Origin of the sequence: Streptomyces sp. NPDC088097, assembly GCF_044741845.1 — a bacterium.
Lineage (GTDB): Bacteria > Actinomycetota > Actinomycetes > Streptomycetales > Streptomycetaceae > Streptomyces.
Map to the genome: position 1 here is coordinate 512,671 of NZ_JBIUTJ010000001.1, position 19,932 is coordinate 532,602.

Consider the following 19,932-nt stretch of genomic DNA (forward strand, 5'->3'; position numbering starts at 1 on the left):
TCCACGCGTGACGGAGTACCCCACCTCCCAGGAGGGCCCGCAGCCCGCTGCCTCCGGCGGAGGAACGGACGAGGTCGGCCACGGCAAGGCGCCCCGCGCGGCGGCCGAGGCCGTACGCACGCATGCGCAGACCCCGCCCGCCGGCGCCGAGGTGCCGCGCTCGCGCGGCGCGACGGTCCCGGGCGCGGGCGGCGGCGCGGCCGGCCACGGACCGGCGGACGCCGGACCGGCGGACGCCCGGACCCGGGACGGCGAGGCCGCCCGCAACGCGGGCCGGCGCGAGGCGGAGGCGGTGCCCGCACCGGGCCCCCTGTCCCCGCTCGTCCCCGGTTCCGGTTCTGGTTCCGGTTCCCTTTCCGGAATGGTCCCGGCGCCCACACCGGCGCCCTTGTCGGGGACGGCGCCGCCGCTCTCCGGTTCCGACCCGGTCTCCGGTTCCGGCTCGGTCTCCGCAAGCGGCGAGCTGAGCGTGGCACGTCGCGAGGGCGACCGGCTGCGCTTCGTCGGCGCCGCCACCCGGCGGATCGCGCGCGGCATCGACCTCGACGAGATCGTCCTCGGTCTGTGCCGGGCGACCGTGCCCACCTTCTCCGACGCCATCCTCGTCTACCTGCGCGACCCGCTTCCCGTGGGCGACGAGCGGCCCGTCGGACCCGTCGTCCTGAGGCTCAGGCGCACCGACCGGCTCCGGCCGATCGACGAGATCACCCAGGCCGCGGACTCCTCCGAGGGCGCGGGGGCCGCGGGGGCCTCCGGCGAACTCGACTTCAGCCAACTGCCGCTGGTCGGCCCGCAGGGTGACCTGCCGGCCGCCGAGCTGTGCGAGATCCGGACGGGCGGGGCCCTCGCCGAGGTGCTGCGCGGCGTACGGCCCGTCTTCGGTTCGGCCGCGGGGGCCAAGGACGCGCTCGCGGAGCTGCTGGGCTCCGAGCACCCCGTGCCGCGCGGTCAGCGGGCCATCCTGGCCCCGCTGCGGGGCCGGCGGCGCGTGATCGGCGCGGCGGTGTTCCTGCGCACCCCGGACCGGGACGCCTTCGAGCAGAACGACCTCCTCGTGGCCGCCCAGTTGGCCACGCACACCGCGCTCGGCATCGACAAGGCGATGCTCTACGGCCGCGAGGCGTACATCGCCGACGAGCTCCAGCGCACGATGCTGCCCGACGGCCTCCCCCAGCCCACCGGGGTCCGGCTGGCCTCGCGCTACCTGCCCGCCGCCGAGACGGCCCGGGTCGGCGGGGACTGGTACGACGCCATACCGCTGCCCGGCAGCCGGGTCGCGCTGGTCGTCGGCGACGTCATGGGCCACTCCATGACCTCGGCCGCGATCATGGGCCAGCTGCGCACCACGGCCCAGACGCTGGCCCAGCTGGACCTGCCGCCGGCGGAGGTGCTGCACCACCTGGACGAGCAGGCCCAGCGGCTCGGCTCCGACCGGATGGCCACCTGCCTCTACGCGGTCTACGACCCCGTCTCGCACCGGATCACCATCGCCAACGCCGGCCACCCGCCGCCGGTGCTCCTGCACCTGGGCGGTCGCGCCGAGGTGCTCCGCGTACCGCCTGGCGCCCCCATCGGGGTCGGCGGCGTGGACTTCGAGGCCGTGGAGCTGGACGCCCCGGCCGGGGCCACCCTGCTGCTCTACACGGACGGCCTCGTCGAGTCCCGGCTGCGGGACGTGTGGACGGGCATCGAGCAGCTGCGCGAGCGGCTCGCCACCACCGCGCAGCTGACGGGGCTGGACCACCCGCCGCCGCTGGAGGCCCTCTGCGACGACGTCCTGGACATGCTGGGCCCCGGGGACCGGGACGACGACATCGCCCTGCTGGCGGCCCGCTTCGAGGGCATCGCGCCCAGCGACGTCGCGTACTGGTTCCTGGATCCCGAGGAGACCGCTCCGGGCCGGGCCCGCCGGTTCGCCCGGCGCGCGCTGACCCGGTGGGGTCTGGAGGAGCTGAGCGACTCCCTGGAGCTGCTGGTCAGCGAGGTGGTCACCAATGCCGTCCGGTACGCCGAACGACCCGTGACCCTGCGCCTGCTCCGTACGGACGTGGTGCGCTGCGAGGTCGGGGACGACTCCCCGCAGCTGCCGCGCCAGCGCCGGGCCCGGGACACCGACGAGGGGGGCCGCGGCCTGTTCCTGGTCAACCGGCTGGCCCGGCGTTGGGGGGCGACCCGGCTCAGCAGCGGCAAGGTCGTCTGGTTCGAGCTCGGTCTGCCGGGGACGGTGCCGGCGCCGGAGCGCCGCTGAGCCCCGGCCGCCCGTACGACGACCTCCCGTACGACGAAGGACCGCCCCGCAGCGCGAACGCTGCGGGGCGGTCCTGTGTCCGGGCCCGTGTCCGAACGGCTCGACCCTGCGGTCAGTCGCGCGGCGGGAACGGGATGAACGGCGGGGACTTGGTCGGCCCGGGCGACTTCGTCGGGTCCGGGGACTTCGTCGGGTCCGGGGACTTCGTCGGGCGGCCGGAGCTGCCGGACGGGTCCGGGGTGCCCGTGGGCCGGGTGGCCGAGGTCGTCGGGGTCGGCGTGGTGGACGGGCTCGACGAGCCGGACGGGCTCGGGGTGATCGACGGGCTGCGGGTCGGGGCGGGCGGGGTGCCCATCTCGGCCTCCGACAGGTCGAACTCCCCGGTGCTGACGCCCTTGAGGGCGGCCAGGGTGTAGGCCTTCCAGATCTGCGCGGGGAAGCTGGAGCCGCCCGCGCGTCCCAGACCGGCGGTACCGGTCAGGGTGACCTGGCTGTGCGTGTTGGGGTCCTCGCCGAACATCGCGACGACGGTGACCAGCTCCGGGGTGTAGCCGGTGAACCAGGCGGCGACGTTGGACTCGGTGGTACCGGTCTTGCCCGCCGCCTCGTAGGCGGAGCTGTTGACCGCCTTGCCGGAGCCGTTCGCGACGACGCCGGTGAGCACCTTGGTGACAGTGTCGGCGGTCTCCCGCTTGATGGCCGGTGCTCCGATCGGGTTGACGGCCTTGTAGGAGCCGTCCACGTGCTCGGCGGCCTTGATGACGGTCGGGGTGACCCTCTTGCCGTGCGCGCCGAGCGAGGCGTACACGCCGGCCATCTCCACGGTGTTGGCGCTCATCGTGCCGAGCGACATGGCGGGCTTGTCCGCCGGCCAGCCCGCCCGGTCCTTCATCCCGAGGGCGAGGGCCTTCTCCTTCACCTTCTCCGGCTTGGCGTCGACGATCATCTGGGCGTAGACGGAGTTCACGGAGGCGTTGGTGGCGTCCTGGACCGTGAGCATCGGGTCGCCGTAGTTCTCGTTGTCCTGGTTCTGCGGGTTGAACGGGGTGTCGCTGCCGACCACGGGGCGCTTGCTCGTGCCGTCGTAGAGGGCGTTGGGCGTGATCGGCCGACCGTCCTGGGTCTTCGCACCGTTGTCGAGGGCGGTGGCGAGCACGACCGGCTTGAAGGTCGAGCCGGGCTGGAAGTCGGTGCGCAGGGCGTTGCTCGCGGACTTCTCCGTCGGGCCCACGCCGCCGTACATCGCGACGATGTTGCCGGTCTTGGCATCCACCGAGGTGGCGCCGGCCTGGACGCTCTGGTCCTGGGGGCGGTCCTTGGTGTCCTTGCGGTCGAGCTTGGACTCCAGCTCGTCGTTGACCGCCTTCTCCAGCGCGGCCTGCTTCTTCTTGTCGATGTTGAGCGTGATGTTCCAGCCGCCGGCGCTGACGTCGGCTTCCTTGATGTTCTGCTTGGCCAGCTCGGCCATCGCGGCCTGGACCAGGTAGCTCTTCTGTCCGTCCATGCCCGGCTGGGGCTTGGGCTTGATGGGGTCCTGGAACTGCAGGGTGTCGCGCTTGGCCTTGTCCAGCTCGCCCATCTCGACCATGTTGTCGAGGACGGCGTTGAAGCGGATCTTGGCCAGGCGCAGGCCGTTCGGGCCGGCGGTCGCCACGTCGTACTGGCTGGGGGCCTGGATGAGGGCGGCCAGGTAGGCGCCCTGCACCAGGGTGAGCTTGTCCGAGTCGACGCCGTAGTAGGCGCGGGCGGCGGCCTGGATGCCGTAGGAGTTGCGGCCGTAGTAGTTCGTGTTCAGGTACCCGGCGAGGATGTCGTCCTTGCTCATGCGCTGGTCGACCTTGAGCGAGATCACCAGCTCCCGCAGCTTGCGGGTCGGCGACTGGTCCTGCGTCAGGTAGTAGTTCTTCACGTACTGCTGGGTGATGGTCGAGCCACCGGCGGTGCCCCGCCCGAGGGCGGTGTTGAACAGGCCGCGGCCCACACCTATGAGGTCGATGCCGCCGTCCTTGTAGAAGGACTTGTTCTCGATCGCGATGAACGCGGTCTGCACGTCCTTCGGGATCTTGTCGAGCGTCACGTTCTCGCGGTTCATCTCGCCGGTGCGTGCCATGACGCTGCCGTCGGAGTACCGGAAGGTGTTGCTCTGGAGCGTCGCCGTCGCGTTCGCGTCGGAGGGCTCGTCCACCGAGAAGTAGAGGGCGAACGCGCCGACCACGAGGAGCACGAGCCCTCCGAGGACGGTCCAGAGGAGGGTCTTCCAGTTAAGGAAGCGGCGTATGCCACTCCGCTTCCCGGTCGCCTTGCCGCGCCCGCGTGGTGCTTTCCGCGCACCGCGCTGCTGCTGCGCCCGTCGCGCTTCTGCTCGGCCCATCGCTCCCGCTCCGCTCGATTACCCCCCCGACGTCAGCTCAGAAAACTAACACCGCGAGCTGTGGCAAAGGTTGGCTATGCCTGATCAATACCGGTCAATTCGGACGTGAGAATCAGCACCCACACCAGTGGAACCGACGCCCATTAGAGCCGAAGGGTTGCGGTCCCCGCGAAAAGTGATATCACTTTGCTAGGTGCTCCGGTCGACCGTGACCGGGCGCGGCCGATCAAACGGGGGCAATCCATGACGACTTCAGCGGACACACGGGCGACCGAAGTACGGGAGTTCACCGCGCACAGCATCGGCGGCGGGGCGGCCCTGCTCCTCGGGCTCGCGGGGATGCTCGCCGGGGCGGGCCTGATCGTCACGGGCGCCGTGACGGCGGGCGCCGGGGCGAAGGCCGCGCTGATCGCGGGCGGGATCCTGCTGGCCCTCCTGGCGATCATCGCGATGTCCGGGCTGAACACGGTGGCACCGGGCGAGGCCCGCGTGGTCCAGCTGTTCGGCCGCTACCGGGGCACGATCCGCGCGGACGGCCTGCGCTGGGTCAACCCGCTGACCTCCCGCGAGAAGATCTCCACCCGGGTCCGCAACCACGAGACGGCCGTACTGAAGGTCAACGACGCCTACGGCAACCCGATCGAGCTGGCGGCGGTCGTGGTGTGGCGGGTCTCCGACACGGCCCGAGCGCTCTTCGAGGTCGAGGACTTCACGGAGTTCGTCGAGACCCAGACCGAGGCGGCCGTGCGGCACATCGCCATCGAGTACCCCTATGACGCGCACGACGAGGGCGGCCTCTCCCTGCGCGGCAACGCCGAGGAGATCACCGAGAAGCTCGCGGTGGAGCTGTCGACCCGGGTCGAGGCGGCGGGAGTGCAGATCATCGAGTCCCGCTTCACCCACCTCGCGTACGCTCCGGAGATCGCCTCCGCGATGCTCCAGCGCCAGCAGGCGGGCGCCGTCGTCGCGGCGCGCAAGCAGATCGTGGAGGGCGCCGTGGGCATGGTGGAACTGGCCCTGACCCGACTGGCCGAGGAGGACATCGTGGACCTGGACCCGGAGCGCAAGGCCGCCATGGTCTCGAACCTGATGGTGGTGCTCTGCGGCGACCGCGCGGCCACGCCGGTCATCAACACGGGCACCCTCTACCAGTGAGCCCCGGCGGCGAGGACCCGGACACGGACCGGCCCGCGACCCGGACGGGACGCCAGGCGCGCAAGCAGGTCCTGCTGCGACTGGACCCCCAGGTCTACGACGCCCTCGCGCGCTGGGCGGGCGAGGAACTGCGCAGCGCCAACGCGCAGATCGAGTTCCTCCTGCGCCGGGCCCTGTCGGAGACGGGCCGCCTGCCGGGCGGCGCCGCCCCCATCCCGCCGCGCGGTCGCCCCCGCTCCACCCCCGATTCCTGAACCATCCGCCTACGCCACACCCGGGCCCACCGGCGCGCACCGCGCGCCGGTGGGCCCTTCGGCTTGCCTCCCGCAGGGTCTCAAGTCCCGTCGAACCCTGGGGAACGTCCCGAATCCCCACTCTTCCCTCGGCGTATACACCGTGCGTATACACCGCATGTATAGTCGCCGGCATGTCCATCGGTCACACACTGCTCGGTCTCCTGGAGGCCGGCCCGCGCCACGGGTACGACCTGAAGCGCGCCTTCGACGAGAAATTCGGCCACGACCGCCCCCTCGCCTACGGGCAGGTCTACTCGACCATGTCCCGCCTCCTGAAGAACGGCCTCGTCGAGGTCGACGGGATAGAGAGCGGCGGCGGCCCCGAGCGCAAGCGGTACGCCATCACCGACGCCGGGATCACCGACGTCGGCGCCTGGCTCGCCCAGCCCGAGAAGCCCGAGCCCTACCTCCAGACCACGCTCTACACCAAGGTGGTCCTCGCCCTGCTCACCGGCCGCAGCGCCGACGAGCTGCTGGACACCCAGCGCGCCGAGCACCTGCGACTGATGCGCATCCTGACCCAGCGCAAGCGCAAGGGAGACCTCGCCGACCAACTCGTCTGCGACCACGCCCTCTTCCACCTCGAAGCCGACCTGCGGTGGCTCGAACTCACCGCCGCCCGCCTCGACCAGCTCGCCCGGGAGGTACGCCGATGACCCCCGCCGGCACCCTGCTCTGCGCCACCGACCTCTCCAAGGCCTACGGGCCCACGAAGGCCCTCGACGGAGCCGGCTTCTCCATCCACCCCGGCGAGGTCGTCGCCGTCATGGGCCCCTCCGGCTCCGGCAAGTCGACCCTCCTGCACTGCCTCGCCGGGATCGTCCCCCCCGACTCCGGCACCATCACCTACGACGGCCGTGAGCTGTCCGCCATGAACGACGGCGAGCGCAGCGCCCTGCGCCGCTCCGAGTTCGGCTTCGTCTTCCAGTTCGGGCAGCTCGTACCGGAGCTGACCTGCGTGGAGAACGTCGCCCTCCCGCTGCGCCTGACCGGCGTCAAGCGCAAGGAGGCCGAGGCGAAGGCCCTCGCGTGGATGGAACGGCTCCAGGTGGAGGACGTCGCCGCCAAGCGCCCCGGCGAGGTCTCCGGCGGCCAGGGCCAGCGGGTCGCGGTGGCCCGGTCCCTGGTGACCCGGCCCCGGGTGATCTTCGCCGACGAGCCGACCGGCGCCCTGGACTCCCTCAACGGCGAACTGGTCATGCAGTTGCTCACCGAGGCCGCCCGGTCCGCGAACGCCGCCGTGGTCCTCGTCACGCACGAGACCCGGGTCGCCGCCTACTCCGACCGCGAGATCGTCGTACGGGACGGCAAGTCCCGCGACATGGAGCGGATCGTATGAGCGCGTCCAAGGTGTGGATCCGCGATCTGGCCATGGGCTTCCGCTTCGCCTTCGGCGGCGGTCGCGAAGGCTGGACGCGCACCGCGCTCACCGGTGTGGGCATCGGCCTCGGCGTCGCGCTCCTGCTGATCAGCACCAGCATCCCCGGCGCGCTGGCCGCCCGCAGCGACCGCGGCACGGCCCGCGAGCCGGTGACCGCGTCCCCCGCCCTCGGGCCGGGACCGGACACCCTGCTCATGGCCGACGCGAACATGACCTACCGCCACCGGGACATCGACGGCCGGCTGGTGCGCGCCGAAGGGCCCCGCGCGCCGCTGCCGCCCGGCCTCACCGCGCTGCCAAAGCCCGGCCAGATGGCCGTCTCCCCCGCCCTGCGCAAGCTCCTCGACTCCGGCGACAACCCGCTGCTGCGGGAGCGCTTCGAGCGGTGGCAGCCCACCCAGACCATCGGTGACGCGGGCCTGACCGGCCCCGGCGACCTGTACTTCTACGCCGGGTCGGCGGACCTCCACCGGGCCGGCCCGCAGGACTTCGCCACGCAGCGGGTCCAGGCCTTCGACCAGGAGATCGTGAGCAAGAAGCTCGATCCGGTGCTGCTGCTCCTGATCGTCCTGACCTTCGTCGCCCTGCTCCTGCCGGTCGCGGTGTTCATCGCCACCGCCGTCCGCTTCGGCGGCGAGCGGCGCGACCGGCGGCTCGCCGCCCTGCGCCTGGTCGGCGCCGACAGCCGGATGGTCCGTCGGATCGCCGGCGGAGAGGCGATGGCCGGGGCCGTGGTCGGCCTGGCGCTCGGAGTGCTCTTCTTCCTGCTCGGACGCGGCCTCGTGGGCCTGCTCACCGTCAGCGGACGCAGCGTCTTCCCCTCCGACCTGGCTCCCACCCTGTGGCTGGCGCTGCTGGTGGCCTGCGCGGTGCCCGCGGCCGCCGTGGGCGTGACCCTGTTCGCGCTGCGCGGTGTCGTCATCGAGCCGCTGGGGGTGGTCCGCACGGCCAAGCCCCGCAAGCGGCGCATCTGGTGGCGGCTGCTGATGCCGCTGGCCGGACTGGCCCTGCTGGTCCCGCTGACGGGCCGCGGCAACGACCACGGCAACTTCAACCAATGGCAGGTCAGCGCCGGCGTGGTGCTGCTGCTGGTCGGCATCACCGCTCTGCTGCCCTGGCTGTTGGAGCGCCTGGTCGGCGTCAGCGCGGGCGGCCCGGTCTCCTGGCAGCTGGCCGTGCGCCGGCTCCAGGTCGACAGCGGCGGCGCCGCCCGCCTGGCCAACGGCATCGCGGTGGCGGTCGCCGGGGCCATCGCCCTCCAGATGACCTTCTCCGGCGCCGAGGGCAGCTACACCGCGGAGACCGGCCAGGACCCGGGGCGCGCCACCATCTCGATCCTGGTGCCCAGCGGCCACGAGGGGACCACCGACACCGTCGCCCGGCAGGTCGCCGCGGCCCCGGGGATCACCCGAGCCGTCGCGATCACCGGCTTCTCCGCCGCCCGCAAGGCCAAGACCGACGGCGACACGATCAACGTCACCGTCGGCACCTGCGAGGCGCTCGGCGAACTCGCCCGGCTCGACCGCTGCGAGGACGGCGACGCCTTCGCCCTGAACTCCCCCGGCGGCGCCCCCGATCCGGCCGGCACGGCCCGGCCCGGCGAGCGCCTCTACGGGGGCAACGTGCAGGGCTACGACGGCTTCGGCGGGGCCCCCGCCGAAGCCCCGGTCGCCTTCACCTTCCCCGCCGGGGCGCGTACCGCGACCCCCCGCGCGGACCCCACGGGCAACCTCCGCGAGGGACTGCTGCTGACCCCGTCGCTCGTCCCCAAGGGCCTCGGGTGGTCGCAGAGCGCGCAGATCTACGTCCAGGTCGACGAGAGCCGCCCGGACGGCCTGGACCGCGCTCGCACCGCGGCGTTCAGGGCCGACCCGCTCGCGACCGCGATGACCCTGAAGTCCACCGGACGCGACAGCGGCTTCTCCACCATCCGCACCGGGCTGTTCTTCGGCGCCGCCGGGGTCATGATCCTGATCGGCGGCAGCCTGTTGGTCTCCCAGTTGGAGCAGCTGCGCGAGCGCCGCAAGCTGCTGTCGGCCCTGGTCGCCTTCGGCACGAAGCGTTCGACCCTGAGCATGTCGGTGCTGTGGCAGACGGCCCTGCCCATCGGCGTGGGTCTGCTCCTCGCCACCGGCATCGGGGTGGCCCTGGGCACGGTGCTGTTGCGGATGGCGAACCAGCCCGTCCGGATCGACTGGTCCTCGGTGCTGGCGATGACCGGCGTCGGCGCGGGCGTGGTCGCCCTGGTGACCCTGCTCAGCCTGCCGCCCCTGCTGCGCCTGATGCGCCCGGACGGCCTGCGTACGGAGTAGCACCCGCAGCTCCCGCCCCGCACGAGCCGTACGCCCGCTCCCGTCACGCCCCCTGTCAGTCGGTGGGCCAGACGGGCAGCGGGCGCACGGCTTCGCGCAGGGCGGCGGCGATGGCCCCGAACTCCTCCTCGCGGGCCGTGCCCGTGCGCACCGCGAGGGCGATCCGCCGGGAGGGGGCCGGCTCGGCGAAGTACCCCGTCGCGAGGTACTCGTTGCGGGCGGTCTCCAGCCGCAGCGCGGTGCGCGGCAGCAGGGTCACCCCGAGCCCCCCGGCGACGAGTTGGACCAGGGTGGAGAGTCCGGCGGCGGTGGTGGTGACGTCGGCCCCGGCCGTGCGGCCCGCCTCCCGGCAGATGTCCAGGGCCTGGTCGCGCAGGCAGTGCCCCTCGTCCAGCAAGAGCAGCTGGAGCCCGCGCAGTTCCTCGCGCGGGATGTCCCTGCGCCCGGCGAGCGGGTGCTCCCGGGGGGCCAGGAGGACGAAGTCCTCGTCGAAGAGGGGCAGTTCGGTGACCCCGGGGACGCCCAGCGGCACCGCGAGCAGCAGCAGGTCGAGCCGGCCGCCGGTGAGTCCGTCCAGCAGCGAGGCCGTCTGCTCCTCGTGCACCTGGAGGTCCATGCGGGGGTAGCGCCGCTGGAAGAGCCCGAGCACGGTCGGCAGCAGGTACGGGGCCACGGTCGGGATCACCCCGAGCCGGAGCACTCCGGTGAAGGGGGCCCGTACCGCCTCGGCCTCCTCCAGCAGCCCCCCGACCGCCTCCAGGACCGTCCTCGTCCGGGCGGCGATCCGCTCCCCCGCCGGGGAGAGCAACACCTTGCGGGTGGTGCGTTCCAGCAGCCGCACCCCGAGGGCCTCCTCCAGGGCGGAGACGGCTCCCGAGAGCGCGGGCTGGCTCATGCCGATCGCGGCGGCCGCGTCGCGGAAGTGGAGGTGCTCGGCGACGGCGGCGAAGGCGCGCAGCTGCGCCAGGGTCGGCTGCCTGGTTCCCCTATTACTGACGGCCACTGATAGGTATCTCCGATCGCTTGGAACAAGAGTAGCTATTTCTTTAATCAATCCAGGTGTGCCAGCATGTGAGATCCGTCCAACCCCCTCGGAAAGCGCGCAAATGCCCCACAAGGGCGCCGCTTTCGATTCCGCAAGGAGAGTCCGTGCTCACTGTCGGTGACAAGTTCCCCAGCTACGACCTGACCGCCTGCGTCTCGCTCGAAGCCGGTAGCGAGTTCGCCCAGATCGACCACAAGACCTACGAGGGCAAGTGGCGCGTGGTCTTCTTCTGGCCGAAGGACTTCACCTTCGTCTGCCCGACCGAGATCGCCGCCTTCGGCAAGCTGAACGAGGAGTTCCTGGACCGCGACGCCCAGATCCTCGGCGTCTCCGGCGACTCCGAGTTCGTCCACCACGCCTGGCGCAAGGACCACGCCGACCTGCGTGACCTGCCCTTCCCGATGCTGGCCGACTCCAAGCACGAGCTGATGCAGGCCTGTGGCGTGCAGGGCGAGGACGGCTTCGCGCAGCGCGCCGTCTTCATCGTGGACCAGAACAACGAGATCCAGTTCACGATGGTGACCGCCGGTTCCGTGGGCCGCAACCCCAAGGAGGTCCTGCGGGTCCTCGACGCCCTGCAGACCGACGAGCTGTGCCCCTGCAACTGGAACAAGGGTGAGGGCACCCTCGACGCCGGCTCGCTGCTGGCCGGTGAGTGACCCGTGTCCCTCGACTCCCTCAAGTCCGCCGTACCGGACTTCGCCAAGGACCTGAAGCTGAACCTCGGTTCGGTCATCGGCAACAGCGACCTCCCGCAGCAGCAGCTCTGGGGCACGGTGCTGGCCTGCGCGATCGCCGCCCGCTCCCCGCGCGTCCTGCGTGAGCTGGAGCCGGAGGCGAAGGCGGCGCTCTCCCCGGAGGCGTACACCGCCGCCAAGTCCGCCGCCGCGATCATGGCGATGAACAACGTCTTCTACCGGACGCGCCACCTGCTCTCCGACCCGGAGTACGGCACGCTGCGCGCGGGCCTGCGGATGAACGTCATCGGCAACCCGGGCGTGGAGAAGATCGACTTCGAGCTGTGGTCGCTCGCGGTCTCCGCGATCAACGGCTGCGGCCAGTGCCTGGACTCGCACGAGCAGGTCCTGCGCAAGGCCGGCGTCGACCGCGAGACGATCCAGGAGGCCTTCAAGATCGCCTCGGTGATCCAGGCCGTCGCCGTCACCGTCGACGCCGAAGCGGCCCTGGCCTCCGAGTAGTCGACCCTGCGGGCCCACGTCCCGTCGCCCAGGGCCCCCGCAGCCGCTCCGGCCGCCGCGGGGGCCCTTCGCGTTCACTCGCGCAGGCGGGCCATCAGCGCGCGGACGTCCTCGATCATCGCCGACCTGACCGCGTCCTCGTCGATCTCGGGTCGCTCCTCCTCGATGCCCCGGAACCACTGGACGTCGAGGGTGAAGACCGCCCCGCCGTCGAGCACCGTGATCCGGGGCGCCTGCGCGAAGCCGGTGAACACGGCGCGCTCCCCCAGCCCGGGGACCAGCTGCGGGTCGACCGGCAGCCCTTCCTCGGAGAACATCCCGTACGGCTCGGGCCGCTCGCCGAACTCCGGTTCGGGATCGGTCCTCCCGTGCAGCTCGACCAGCACCCGGGCTCCGTAGGCGAACGTCCGCCGCGCGTCGTGCGAGACGAAGTGCTCGCAGGAGGACCACTTCAGCGCGGGGTTCTGCCCGTGCTCGAAGGTGCCCGTGCCGAAGCCGCCCCCGATGGTGCCGACCGCCTTCAACGGCGCCTGCACGCACAGGTCTTCGACGTACCGGTACGCCAACGGGGGCCCTGCGGCGGTGAAACGATCCTGCGCGAGCAGGACCCCGGCCCACACGGCGGAGGCCGCCAGGGCCCCGCTCACGGCCCATCTCCAGGGCCTACGGCCGGAACCCGCCGGGGCCTCCGGCTCGGCGAGCGGCTCGGCCGGTTCGGCCCCCGACCACTCGCCCTCCAGTTCAGGCGGGCCTATCATCCCCGGCCTCCGCGAGCCCGGCGCCCAGGGCGGTGGCCCCGTGCGGGGACGGACCGCTGCCGACGGGCCCGACCGGGTGCTGTTCGCGCGAGTACGCCCGCAGGTAGCCGACGACCGCGTTGGTGACGGCGACCAGCGGCACCGCGACCACCGCCCCGCCGATGCCCGCGATCATCCCGCCGGCGGCCACCGACAGCACCACCGCGAGCGGGTGGACCCGTACGGCACGGCCCAGGATGAACGGCTGGAGCACGTGCCCCTCGATCTGCTGGACCGCGAGCACCACGACGACCGCCATCAGCGCGACGAACGGCCCCTGCGTCACCAGCGCCACCACCACGGCGAGCGCCCCGGAGACCACGGCGCCGACGAGCGGGATGAAGGCGAAGAGGAAGATGAACACGGCCAGCGGCACGGCCATCGTCACGTCGAGGAAGTACAGCCCCAGTCCGATGAAGACGGCGTCGATGAGCGCGACGAGCACCGTCCCGCGGACGTACGCGGTCAGGGTGCGCCAGGCGCGCGGACCGGCGCCCGCGACGCCCTGCCGGGCGGCGGCGGGGACCAGCCCGAGGACCCAGTTCCAGATCTTCTTGCCGTCGTAGAGCAGGAACAGCGTCGAGAACATCGCCAGGAGCATGCCGGTCAGCACCTCGACCAGCACGGTCACACCCTGGAGCCCGGCGGAGGTGATCTCCTCCGTGTTGGTGCCGATGGTCTCGCTGAGGTTCTTCGCGATGTCGTTGATCTGCTTCTCGGTCACGTGGAACGGACTGTCCAGTGCCCAGGTCTTCAGCTCGTTGATGCCCTCGCGCAGCCGGTTGGAGAGGTCGTCGAGGTTCTCCATGACCTGCCAGACCACGAACCAGCCGACCAGCCCGATGACGACGAAGCCGAGGATCGCCGTGACGGCCGTGGCCAGTCCCCGGGGCAGCCCGAGACGGCGCAGCCGCACCACGAAGGGCTGGAGCAGCGCGGTCACCAACAGGGCGGCGGCGAAGGCGAGGACGACGAGACGGACCTCGCTGATCACCTTCATCAGCACCCAGACCATGCCGGCGAGCATCAGCAGCCGCCAGCTCGCCTCGGCGGCCACCCGCACCCCCCACGGGATCACGGTGACCGGGTCCGGTCGTCGCGGCCCCGGGCGCGCGTGCTCGTACGTCTGCGGTCGCTCGTCCTCCCGCAGGGCGAGGGCCCCTTCGACGGCGGCGGGTGCGGAGGGAGTGCTGACGGCCGTGACCCCACGGCCTCGCGGCGGCGTTTCGCCGCCGTCCTCGACATCGGCATCGGCATCGGTCTCGGCCGCGACCTCGGCCCGCCGTTCGTCGAGGCGCGCCTCCATCCGGGTCAGCCTGTTGCCGAGCCGGCCGAGCCAGCCTGCCCTCTTCGCCATGTCGTTCCCTTCCCCCGCCCGCCGCTCCGCGGCGCCTCGCCTGCCCATCGCCTCGCCCGACCGTACACGCGAGGAGCCCCGCACCGTAGAACGGTGCGGGGCTCCTCCAGGCGGATCGGACCGGCGCGCGAGCGCCGTCGTCCTAGTACCAGCCGTTGGCCTGGTGGAAGCTCCAGGCACTGCACGCGCTGCCGTAGCGCTCGTTCATGTAGCCCAGGCCCCACTTGATCTGCGTGGCCGGGTTGGTGCGCCAGTCAGAGCCGGCCGAGGCCATCTTCGAACCGGGGAGCGCCTGGACCAGACCGTAGGCCCCCGAGGAGGAGTTGACGGCCTTGTAGTTCCAGGTCGACTCCTCGTTGATGATGTTGGAGAAGCACTGGAACTGACCCGAGGGCACGAGCTGCTGGGCCATGGCCTTGACCTGGGAGACCGTGTAGGAGCCCTGGATCGGGAAGTCGCCGGCGTCGCGGGAGGCGGATCGACTGGCGACCTCCTCCTTCTGGTCGCGCTCTTCCTTGAGCTTGGCGTCGGCCTCGTCCTTCTTGACCTTCTCCGCCTTCTCGGCGTCGGCCTTCTTGGACTTGGCGTCCTCGGCGGCCTGGACGCGCGCCGCCTCCTCGGCCGAACGCTTGGCGTCGACGTCGGCGGCGTGGGCGATGGCGTCGGCCTGCTGCGTCAGGGACGCGCTCTGGACCTGGGCCTGGTCGCCGACCGGGATTTCGGTGAGCAGAGTCGCACCGGAGGCGGTGGTTTCGAGATCGTTCGAGGAGGCGGCGTCGCCTGCGGCGACTCCGACAACTGCTCCGACGGTGGTGACCGCGGTGGCCGAAGCCACTGCGAACCCCCGAACCGAGATCCGGCTCACACGGTGTCCTTCCAGCAGCGTCCGCAGTGACCGCGCGGGCGCGAGATTGCCCTCGACACTGGCCTCCGTGGTGGTGCGGTCACAGGAAGCGCGGGCCCGTGGGCAACTCCCTTGCGGGGGCTGCCGCGTGAAACCGGGCGGCATACGGTCATCGGCTGTGGAGTTGTGGTGCTGCGCTAGCGCAACAGGAGATACAGGTGTGCCGTATGCGGGGCCTGACGAAAAACAGACTCTGCCGGACCTCGACGCCGCAGGGCAATTCTCCGTTGCGTGGGAAAGGTCACACCTGGAACATCGCGATCGGTTCTCCCGAAGGGCTGTGCAGCACGACGCCGCCCGGCTAGGCTCCTGGACCTTTGCCGGGCGGCGCCAACTCGACTTCCCACTATGGGCGGTTTGGCCCCTTGATGCCCCCTGGGAGGCATGGAGGGGTTAGAGCGTTTCGAGCATTTCGGTGACCAACGCCGCGATCGGGGACCGCTCGGAGCGGGACAGCGTGACGTGGGCGAAGAGCGGATGCCCCTTCAGCTTCTCGACCACGGCGACGACTCCGTCGTACCGGCCGACCCGCAGGTTGTCCCGCTGGGCCACGTCGTGGGTGAGCACCACCCGCGAATTGGCCCCGATCCGGGACAGAACGGTCAACAGGACGTTGCGCTCCAGGGACTGGGCCTCGTCCACGATCACGAAGGCGTCGTGCAGCGAGCGACCGCGGATGTGCGTGAGCGGCAGGACCTCCAGCATCCCGCGGTTCAGCACCTCCTCGATGACCTCGCGCCCGGCGACCGCCGAGAGGGTGTCGAAGACCGCCTGCGCCCAAGGGCTCATCTTCTCGGAGGCGTCACCGGGCAGGTAGCCGAGGTCCTGGCCGCCCACCGCGTACAGCGGTCGGAAGACCATCACCTTCTGGTGCTGCCGGCGCTCCAGTACGGCCTCCAGCCCCGCGCACAGGGCCAGCGCGGACTTTCCGGTGCCCGCCCGGCCGCCCATGGAGATGATCCCGATCTCCGGATCGAGCAGCAGGTCCAGCGCGATGCGCTGTTCGGCGCTGCGTCCGTGCAGACCGAACGCCTCCCGATCGCCCTTGACGAGCCGCACGTTCCCGTCGGCGGTGACCCGGCCCAGGGCCTTGCCCCGCTCGGACTGGATGACCAGCCCGGTGTGCACGGGCAGTTCCGCCGCCTCCGGCACGTAGAGCCGATCCTCGGAGTAGAGGAGGTCCACCTGCTCCCCGGAGAGCGCCAGCTCGCTCATGCCGGTCCAGCCGGCATCGGTGATCGCGAGCTCCGCGCGGTACTCCTCCGCCATCAACCCCACGGAGGAGGCCTTGATGCGCAGCGGAAGGTCCTTCGAGACGACCGTGACGTCGTATCCCTCGGCCTGCAGATTGCGAGCGACCGCGAGGATCCGCGAATCGTTGTCCCCCAGTCGGAAGCCGGTGGGAAGGACGCTCTGGTCGGAGTGGTTGAGCTCGACGCGCAGGGTGCCGCCCAGATCGCCCAGCGGGATGGGTGCGTCGAGACGTCCGTACCGCACCCGGAAGTCGTCGAGCAGGCGCAGGGCCTGGCGCGCGAAGTAGCCGAGTTCGGGATGGTGCCTCTTTGCCTCCAGCTCGGTGATCACCACGATCGGGAGCACGACCTCGTGCTCGTCGAAGCGGGAGATCGCGTTGGGGTCTGCCAGCAGGACGCTGGTGTCGAGGACGTAGGTCCGCCTGTCGGGCAGGCGGCTCTTAGTGCTGGTCACCACGGAAGGACGTACCCCCTCGGAAGAGGTCGGGCCATGAAGACCGGACCGGTCAACGGCACCCATGCCAGGGCCGCTTTCCGGCCCTCCAATCCGACCGTGCGAACCGCACGCGCGTCCTGGTGCAAAGGGCCTCCCGGGCGGACGGCCCTGTGCCGTCCGCTGAGATTCGACACCCGTGGATCGGACGTCGACCTGCAGGGGTTATGCCCTCGAACGAGCGCCGCCATGCCATGGCATATGACGGACGCTCGGTGAACCCCTGGTGAAGGCCTTGCGCCGGGGACGAAGGGGGGCAGAGGGGGTGCGCGGGGGGCGGAAGGGATCCGTCAGTTGCCGTAGCGCCGGTGACGGGCGGCGTAGTCGCGCAGGGCCCGGAGGAAGTCGACCTTGCGGAAGGCCGGCCAGAAGACCTCGCAGAAGTAGTACTCCGAATGGGCGCTCTGCCACAGCATGAAACCGGACAGCCGCTGCTCGCCGCTGGTGCGGATGACCAGGTCCGGGTCGGGCTGGCCCCGCGTGTAGAGGTGCTCCGCGATGTGGTCGATGTCCAGGACCTCGGCCAGCTCCTCGAAGGAGGTGCCCTTCTCGGCGTGCTCCAGGAGCAGCGAGCGGACCGCGTCGGCGATCTCCTGGCGGCCCCCGTAGCCGACGGCGACGTTGACCAGTATCCCGTCGATGTCCTGGGTGCCCTGCTCGGCTTCCTTCAGGACGGACTGGGTCCGCGCGGGCAGGATGTCCAGGTTGCCGACGTGGTGGACGCGCCAGCGGCCGTCGGCGGCCAGGCCCCGGACGGTGTTCTCGATGATGTTGAGCAGTGGGCGGAGCTCGACCTCCGGCCGGTCCAGGTTGTCGGTGGAGAGCATCCACAGGGTGACGACCTCGACGTCCGTCTCGGTGCACCAGCCGAGCATCTCGGAGATCTTGTCGGCCCCGGCCTGATGGCCCTGCTCGGTCGTCCCTCCGGACGCCTTGGCCCATCGCCTGTTGCCGTCCAGGATGACGCCGATGTGCTTGGGCGCCGCGTCATGGTCGATGCGGCCTTCCACCCGGTGTGCGTAGAGCCTGTACACCAGGTCGCGCAGCTTCACGATCTTGCAGCCCCTCCGTGCCGTGCCCCCGTGCGGAATGTGGTCTCCCCCGAGGCGGCCACATTACTGCGCGGTGGGATCGGGTACCCAACTCGGTCGGTCACAAGTCCGTGATAGGGAGGACATCGTGACTGATACCAATCCCTATCGGGCAGACCCCTCGCGCTACGACTCCATGGAGTACCGCCGCACCGGCCGCAGTGGCCTCAAGCTCCCCGCGATCTCGCTGGGCCTCTGGCACAACTTCGGTGACGACCGGTCCCTGGAGTCCCAGCGGGCGATCCTGCGCCGTGCCTTCGACCTCGGCGTGACCCACTTCGACCTGGCCAACAACTACGGCCCGCCGCCCGGCTCGGCCGAGCTGAACTTCGGCAAGATCTTCGCGCGGGACTTCGCCTCCCACCGCGAGGAGCTGGTGCTCTCCACCAAGGCGGGCTACCTGATGCACGCCGGCCCGTACGGCGAGTGGGGCAGCCGCAAGTACCTCCTGGGCTCGCTGGACGCCTCGCTGGAGCGGATGGGCGTGGACTACGTCGACGTCTTCTATTCGCACCGCTTCGACCCGGAGACCCCGCTGGAGGAGACCATGGGCGCGCTGGCGTCCGCGGTGCAGCAGGGCAAGGCGCTCTACGTCGGCGTGTCCTCGTACACGGCCGCGCAGACCGCCGAGGCCGCCCGGATCCTGACCGGCATGGGCGTGCGGCCGCTGATCCACCAGCCCTCCTACTCCATGATCAACCGCTGGACGGAGGAGGACGCGCTGCTGGACACCCTCCAGGAGGCCGGCATGGGCTGCATCTCCTTCGCCCCGCTCGCCCAGGGCCTGCTGACCGGGAAGTACCTCCAGGGCATCCCGGAGGGCTCGCGGGCCACCCAGGGCAAGTCCCTCAACCCCGACCTGCTCTCGGACGACGTGCTGCGCCGCCTGACGGGGCTGAACGAGATCGCCGCGCGGCGCGGGCAGTCGCTCGCGCAGCTGGCGCTGACGTGGGTGCTCCGGGACGACCGGATGACCTCGGCGCTGATCGGCGCGTCGAGCGTGAAGCAGCTGGAGGAGAACATCGCCGCGCTGGCCGGGGCGCCCCTCTCCGAGGGGGAGTTGAAGGAGATCGACTCCTTCGCCGTGTCCACCCCGGGCACCAACATCTGGGCCCAGCGGGGCTGACCTGCGGTGATGGTGGGCGCCTGAGCGCGCGGCCCCGAAAGAAAAAACGGGCCGGTCCGTGGGGGGGATACGGACCGGCCCGAGGGGGGGGTTCCACCATAACCCTTCGTAAAGGCGGATGGGTGCATCGGCGCGAAACGACTACGCTCCGAATCCGCCCAACAGCACTCCGGAGAGGGCTCCGGCGGCCATGAAGGGGCCGAACGCGAAGCCCGTGCCACCGCTCGCGCGACCCCGAACCACCAGGCCAAGGCCGTAAAGGGCCCCGTAGGCGAGGCCGAGGAAGGCCCCCGCCATCCATACCCCCCACCCGTACCACCCAAGAGCGACCCCCAGGGCGAGCGCCAGCTTGACGTCGCCGAGCCCCATTCCGGCGGGGTTGATCAGGAAGAGCACCAGGTACGCGGCCCCGAGCGCGGCCCCGCCCTGGAGCGCGAGCCGCCAGGAGCCCGCCGCGCCCGGCAGCAGGGCCGCGCCGCCCAGGAGGGCGGCGGTGGCGAGGGCCAGCGGCAGGGTGAGGACGTCGGGCAGCCGGTGCACGGCGAGGTCGACGAGGGCCAGCAGGACGAGCACGGGGACGAGCGCGACGAACACCGCCGCCTCGGGGCGCGCCCCCGGGGCCGCCGCCAGGGCGGCGCAGGCGGCGGCGGCGACCGCGGCGGGTCCCGCGCCCCGGGAGCCGTAGGGCGGTCCGGCGCAGCCGGCGCAGCGGGCGGGGCCGAGCCACCCGACGACCGGATGCCCGGCGGGGCAGTCCCGCGGCCGGGGCTCCCCGGACGGGACGGACAGCCGGTACGCGGCGCGCGGCAGCACCAGCCCGGCGGCGGCGCCGTACGCGGCGGCGAGGAGGATCAGCGGGGTGCCCATCCGGCGAAGGTAGGGCCGGCGGCGCCCGCTCTGGAAG

Annotated in this window: 17 protein-coding genes; 9 read left to right on the forward strand and 8 right to left on the reverse strand. The window is 71.6% G+C overall.

The window, feature by feature from the left end; all coding sequences use genetic code 11:
- The first annotated feature begins 7 nt into the window (after nucleotides 1–7).
- Nucleotides 8–2,248, forward strand: coding sequence for a SpoIIE family protein phosphatase (locus ACIOD1_RS02265; protein WP_401899664.1), 2,241 nt, complete (start codon nucleotides 8–10; stop codon nucleotides 2,246–2,248).
- Between the two features lie 112 nt (nucleotides 2,249–2,360).
- On the opposite strand, the gene ACIOD1_RS02270 is transcribed toward ACIOD1_RS02265, so the two are convergent.
- Nucleotides 2,361–4,619, reverse strand: coding sequence for a transglycosylase domain-containing protein (locus tag ACIOD1_RS02270; protein WP_365617836.1), 2,259 nt, complete (start codon nucleotides 4,617–4,619; stop codon nucleotides 2,361–2,363).
- 243 nt (nucleotides 4,620–4,862) lie between these two features.
- On the opposite strand from ACIOD1_RS02270, the gene ACIOD1_RS02275 reads away from it, so the two are divergent.
- From ACIOD1_RS02275 to ACIOD1_RS02295, 5 genes are all read left to right on the forward strand, one after another.
- A complete protein-coding gene (locus tag ACIOD1_RS02275) occupies nucleotides 4,863–5,774 on the forward strand; it encodes an SPFH domain-containing protein (protein WP_401899667.1) in 912 nt (303 codons plus the stop codon).
- Nucleotides 5,771–6,028: a hypothetical protein gene (locus ACIOD1_RS02280; RefSeq protein WP_365617840.1), complete on the forward strand. Its 258-nt coding sequence runs from the start codon at nucleotides 5,771–5,773 to the stop codon at nucleotides 6,026–6,028. The genes ACIOD1_RS02275 and ACIOD1_RS02280 overlap by 4 nt, the downstream gene beginning before the upstream one ends.
- 173 nt (nucleotides 6,029–6,201) lie before the next feature.
- A complete protein-coding gene (locus ACIOD1_RS02285) occupies nucleotides 6,202–6,726 on the forward strand; it encodes a PadR family transcriptional regulator (protein WP_365617842.1) in 525 nt (174 codons plus the stop codon).
- Complete coding sequence (locus tag ACIOD1_RS02290) at nucleotides 6,723–7,409, forward strand: ABC transporter ATP-binding protein (protein WP_365617844.1); 687 nt, start codon at nucleotides 6,723–6,725, stop codon at nucleotides 7,407–7,409. The genes ACIOD1_RS02285 and ACIOD1_RS02290 overlap by 4 nt, the downstream gene beginning before the upstream one ends.
- Nucleotides 7,406–9,763, forward strand: coding sequence for an FtsX-like permease family protein (locus ACIOD1_RS02295; protein WP_365617846.1), 2,358 nt, complete (start codon nucleotides 7,406–7,408; stop codon nucleotides 9,761–9,763). Before ACIOD1_RS02290 ends, ACIOD1_RS02295 begins: the two co-directional genes overlap by 4 nt.
- A gap of 55 nt (nucleotides 9,764–9,818) precedes the next feature.
- On the opposite strand, the gene ACIOD1_RS02300 is transcribed toward ACIOD1_RS02295, so the two are convergent.
- On the reverse strand, nucleotides 9,819–10,766 hold the full coding sequence (locus ACIOD1_RS02300; protein WP_365617847.1) for a hydrogen peroxide-inducible genes activator: 948 nt from the start codon (nucleotides 10,764–10,766) through the stop codon (nucleotides 9,819–9,821).
- Nucleotides 10,767–10,912: 146 nt separating this feature from the next.
- Here ACIOD1_RS02300 and ACIOD1_RS02305 point away from each other — a divergent pair, with 146 nt between their 5' ends.
- Nucleotides 10,913–11,467, forward strand: coding sequence for a peroxiredoxin (locus ACIOD1_RS02305; RefSeq protein ID WP_365617849.1), 555 nt, complete (start codon nucleotides 10,913–10,915; stop codon nucleotides 11,465–11,467).
- Between the two features lie 3 nt (nucleotides 11,468–11,470).
- On the forward strand, nucleotides 11,471–12,007 hold the full coding sequence (locus ACIOD1_RS02310; protein ID WP_365617851.1) for an alkyl hydroperoxide reductase: 537 nt from the start codon (nucleotides 11,471–11,473) through the stop codon (nucleotides 12,005–12,007).
- 74 nt (nucleotides 12,008–12,081) lie between these two features.
- Here the strand turns inward: ACIOD1_RS02310 and ACIOD1_RS02315 are convergent, their stop codons facing one another.
- The 5 genes from ACIOD1_RS02315 to ACIOD1_RS02335 form a co-directional block, all read right to left on the reverse strand.
- Nucleotides 12,082–12,765, reverse strand: coding sequence for a hypothetical protein (locus tag ACIOD1_RS02315; RefSeq protein WP_365617853.1), 684 nt, complete (start codon nucleotides 12,763–12,765; stop codon nucleotides 12,082–12,084).
- Nucleotides 12,749–14,161: an AI-2E family transporter gene (locus ACIOD1_RS02320; RefSeq protein WP_401899673.1), complete on the reverse strand. Its 1,413-nt coding sequence runs from the start codon at nucleotides 14,159–14,161 to the stop codon at nucleotides 12,749–12,751. Before ACIOD1_RS02320 ends, ACIOD1_RS02315 begins: the two co-directional genes overlap by 17 nt.
- Before the next feature lie 142 nt (nucleotides 14,162–14,303).
- The gene (locus ACIOD1_RS02325) at nucleotides 14,304–15,026 is read right to left on the reverse strand and encodes a transglycosylase SLT domain-containing protein (RefSeq protein WP_365617857.1); all 723 of its coding nucleotides are present in this window, start codon (nucleotides 15,024–15,026) and stop codon (nucleotides 14,304–14,306) included.
- Nucleotides 15,027–15,458: 432 nt separating this feature from the next.
- Entirely contained in the window at nucleotides 15,459–16,775 is a 1,317-nt protein-coding gene (locus tag ACIOD1_RS02330; RefSeq protein ID WP_365617859.1) for a PhoH family protein, read from the reverse strand.
- 326 nt (nucleotides 16,776–17,101) lie between these two features.
- Entirely contained in the window at nucleotides 17,102–17,863 is a 762-nt protein-coding gene (locus ACIOD1_RS02335) for an isoprenyl transferase (protein WP_365617861.1), read from the reverse strand.
- A 127-nt stretch (nucleotides 17,864–17,990) separates the two neighbouring features.
- Here ACIOD1_RS02335 and mgrA point away from each other — a divergent pair, with 127 nt between their 5' ends.
- A complete protein-coding gene (gene mgrA, locus ACIOD1_RS02340) occupies nucleotides 17,991–19,028 on the forward strand; it encodes an L-glyceraldehyde 3-phosphate reductase (RefSeq protein WP_365617863.1) in 1,038 nt (345 codons plus the stop codon).
- Nucleotides 19,029–19,169: 141 nt separating this feature from the next.
- Here the strand turns inward: mgrA and ACIOD1_RS02345 are convergent, their stop codons facing one another.
- Nucleotides 19,170–19,895, reverse strand: a complete 726-nt coding sequence (locus ACIOD1_RS02345; RefSeq protein ID WP_401899676.1) for a prepilin peptidase — start codon at nucleotides 19,893–19,895, stop codon at nucleotides 19,170–19,172.
- Nucleotides 19,896–19,932 lie beyond the last annotated feature (37 nt).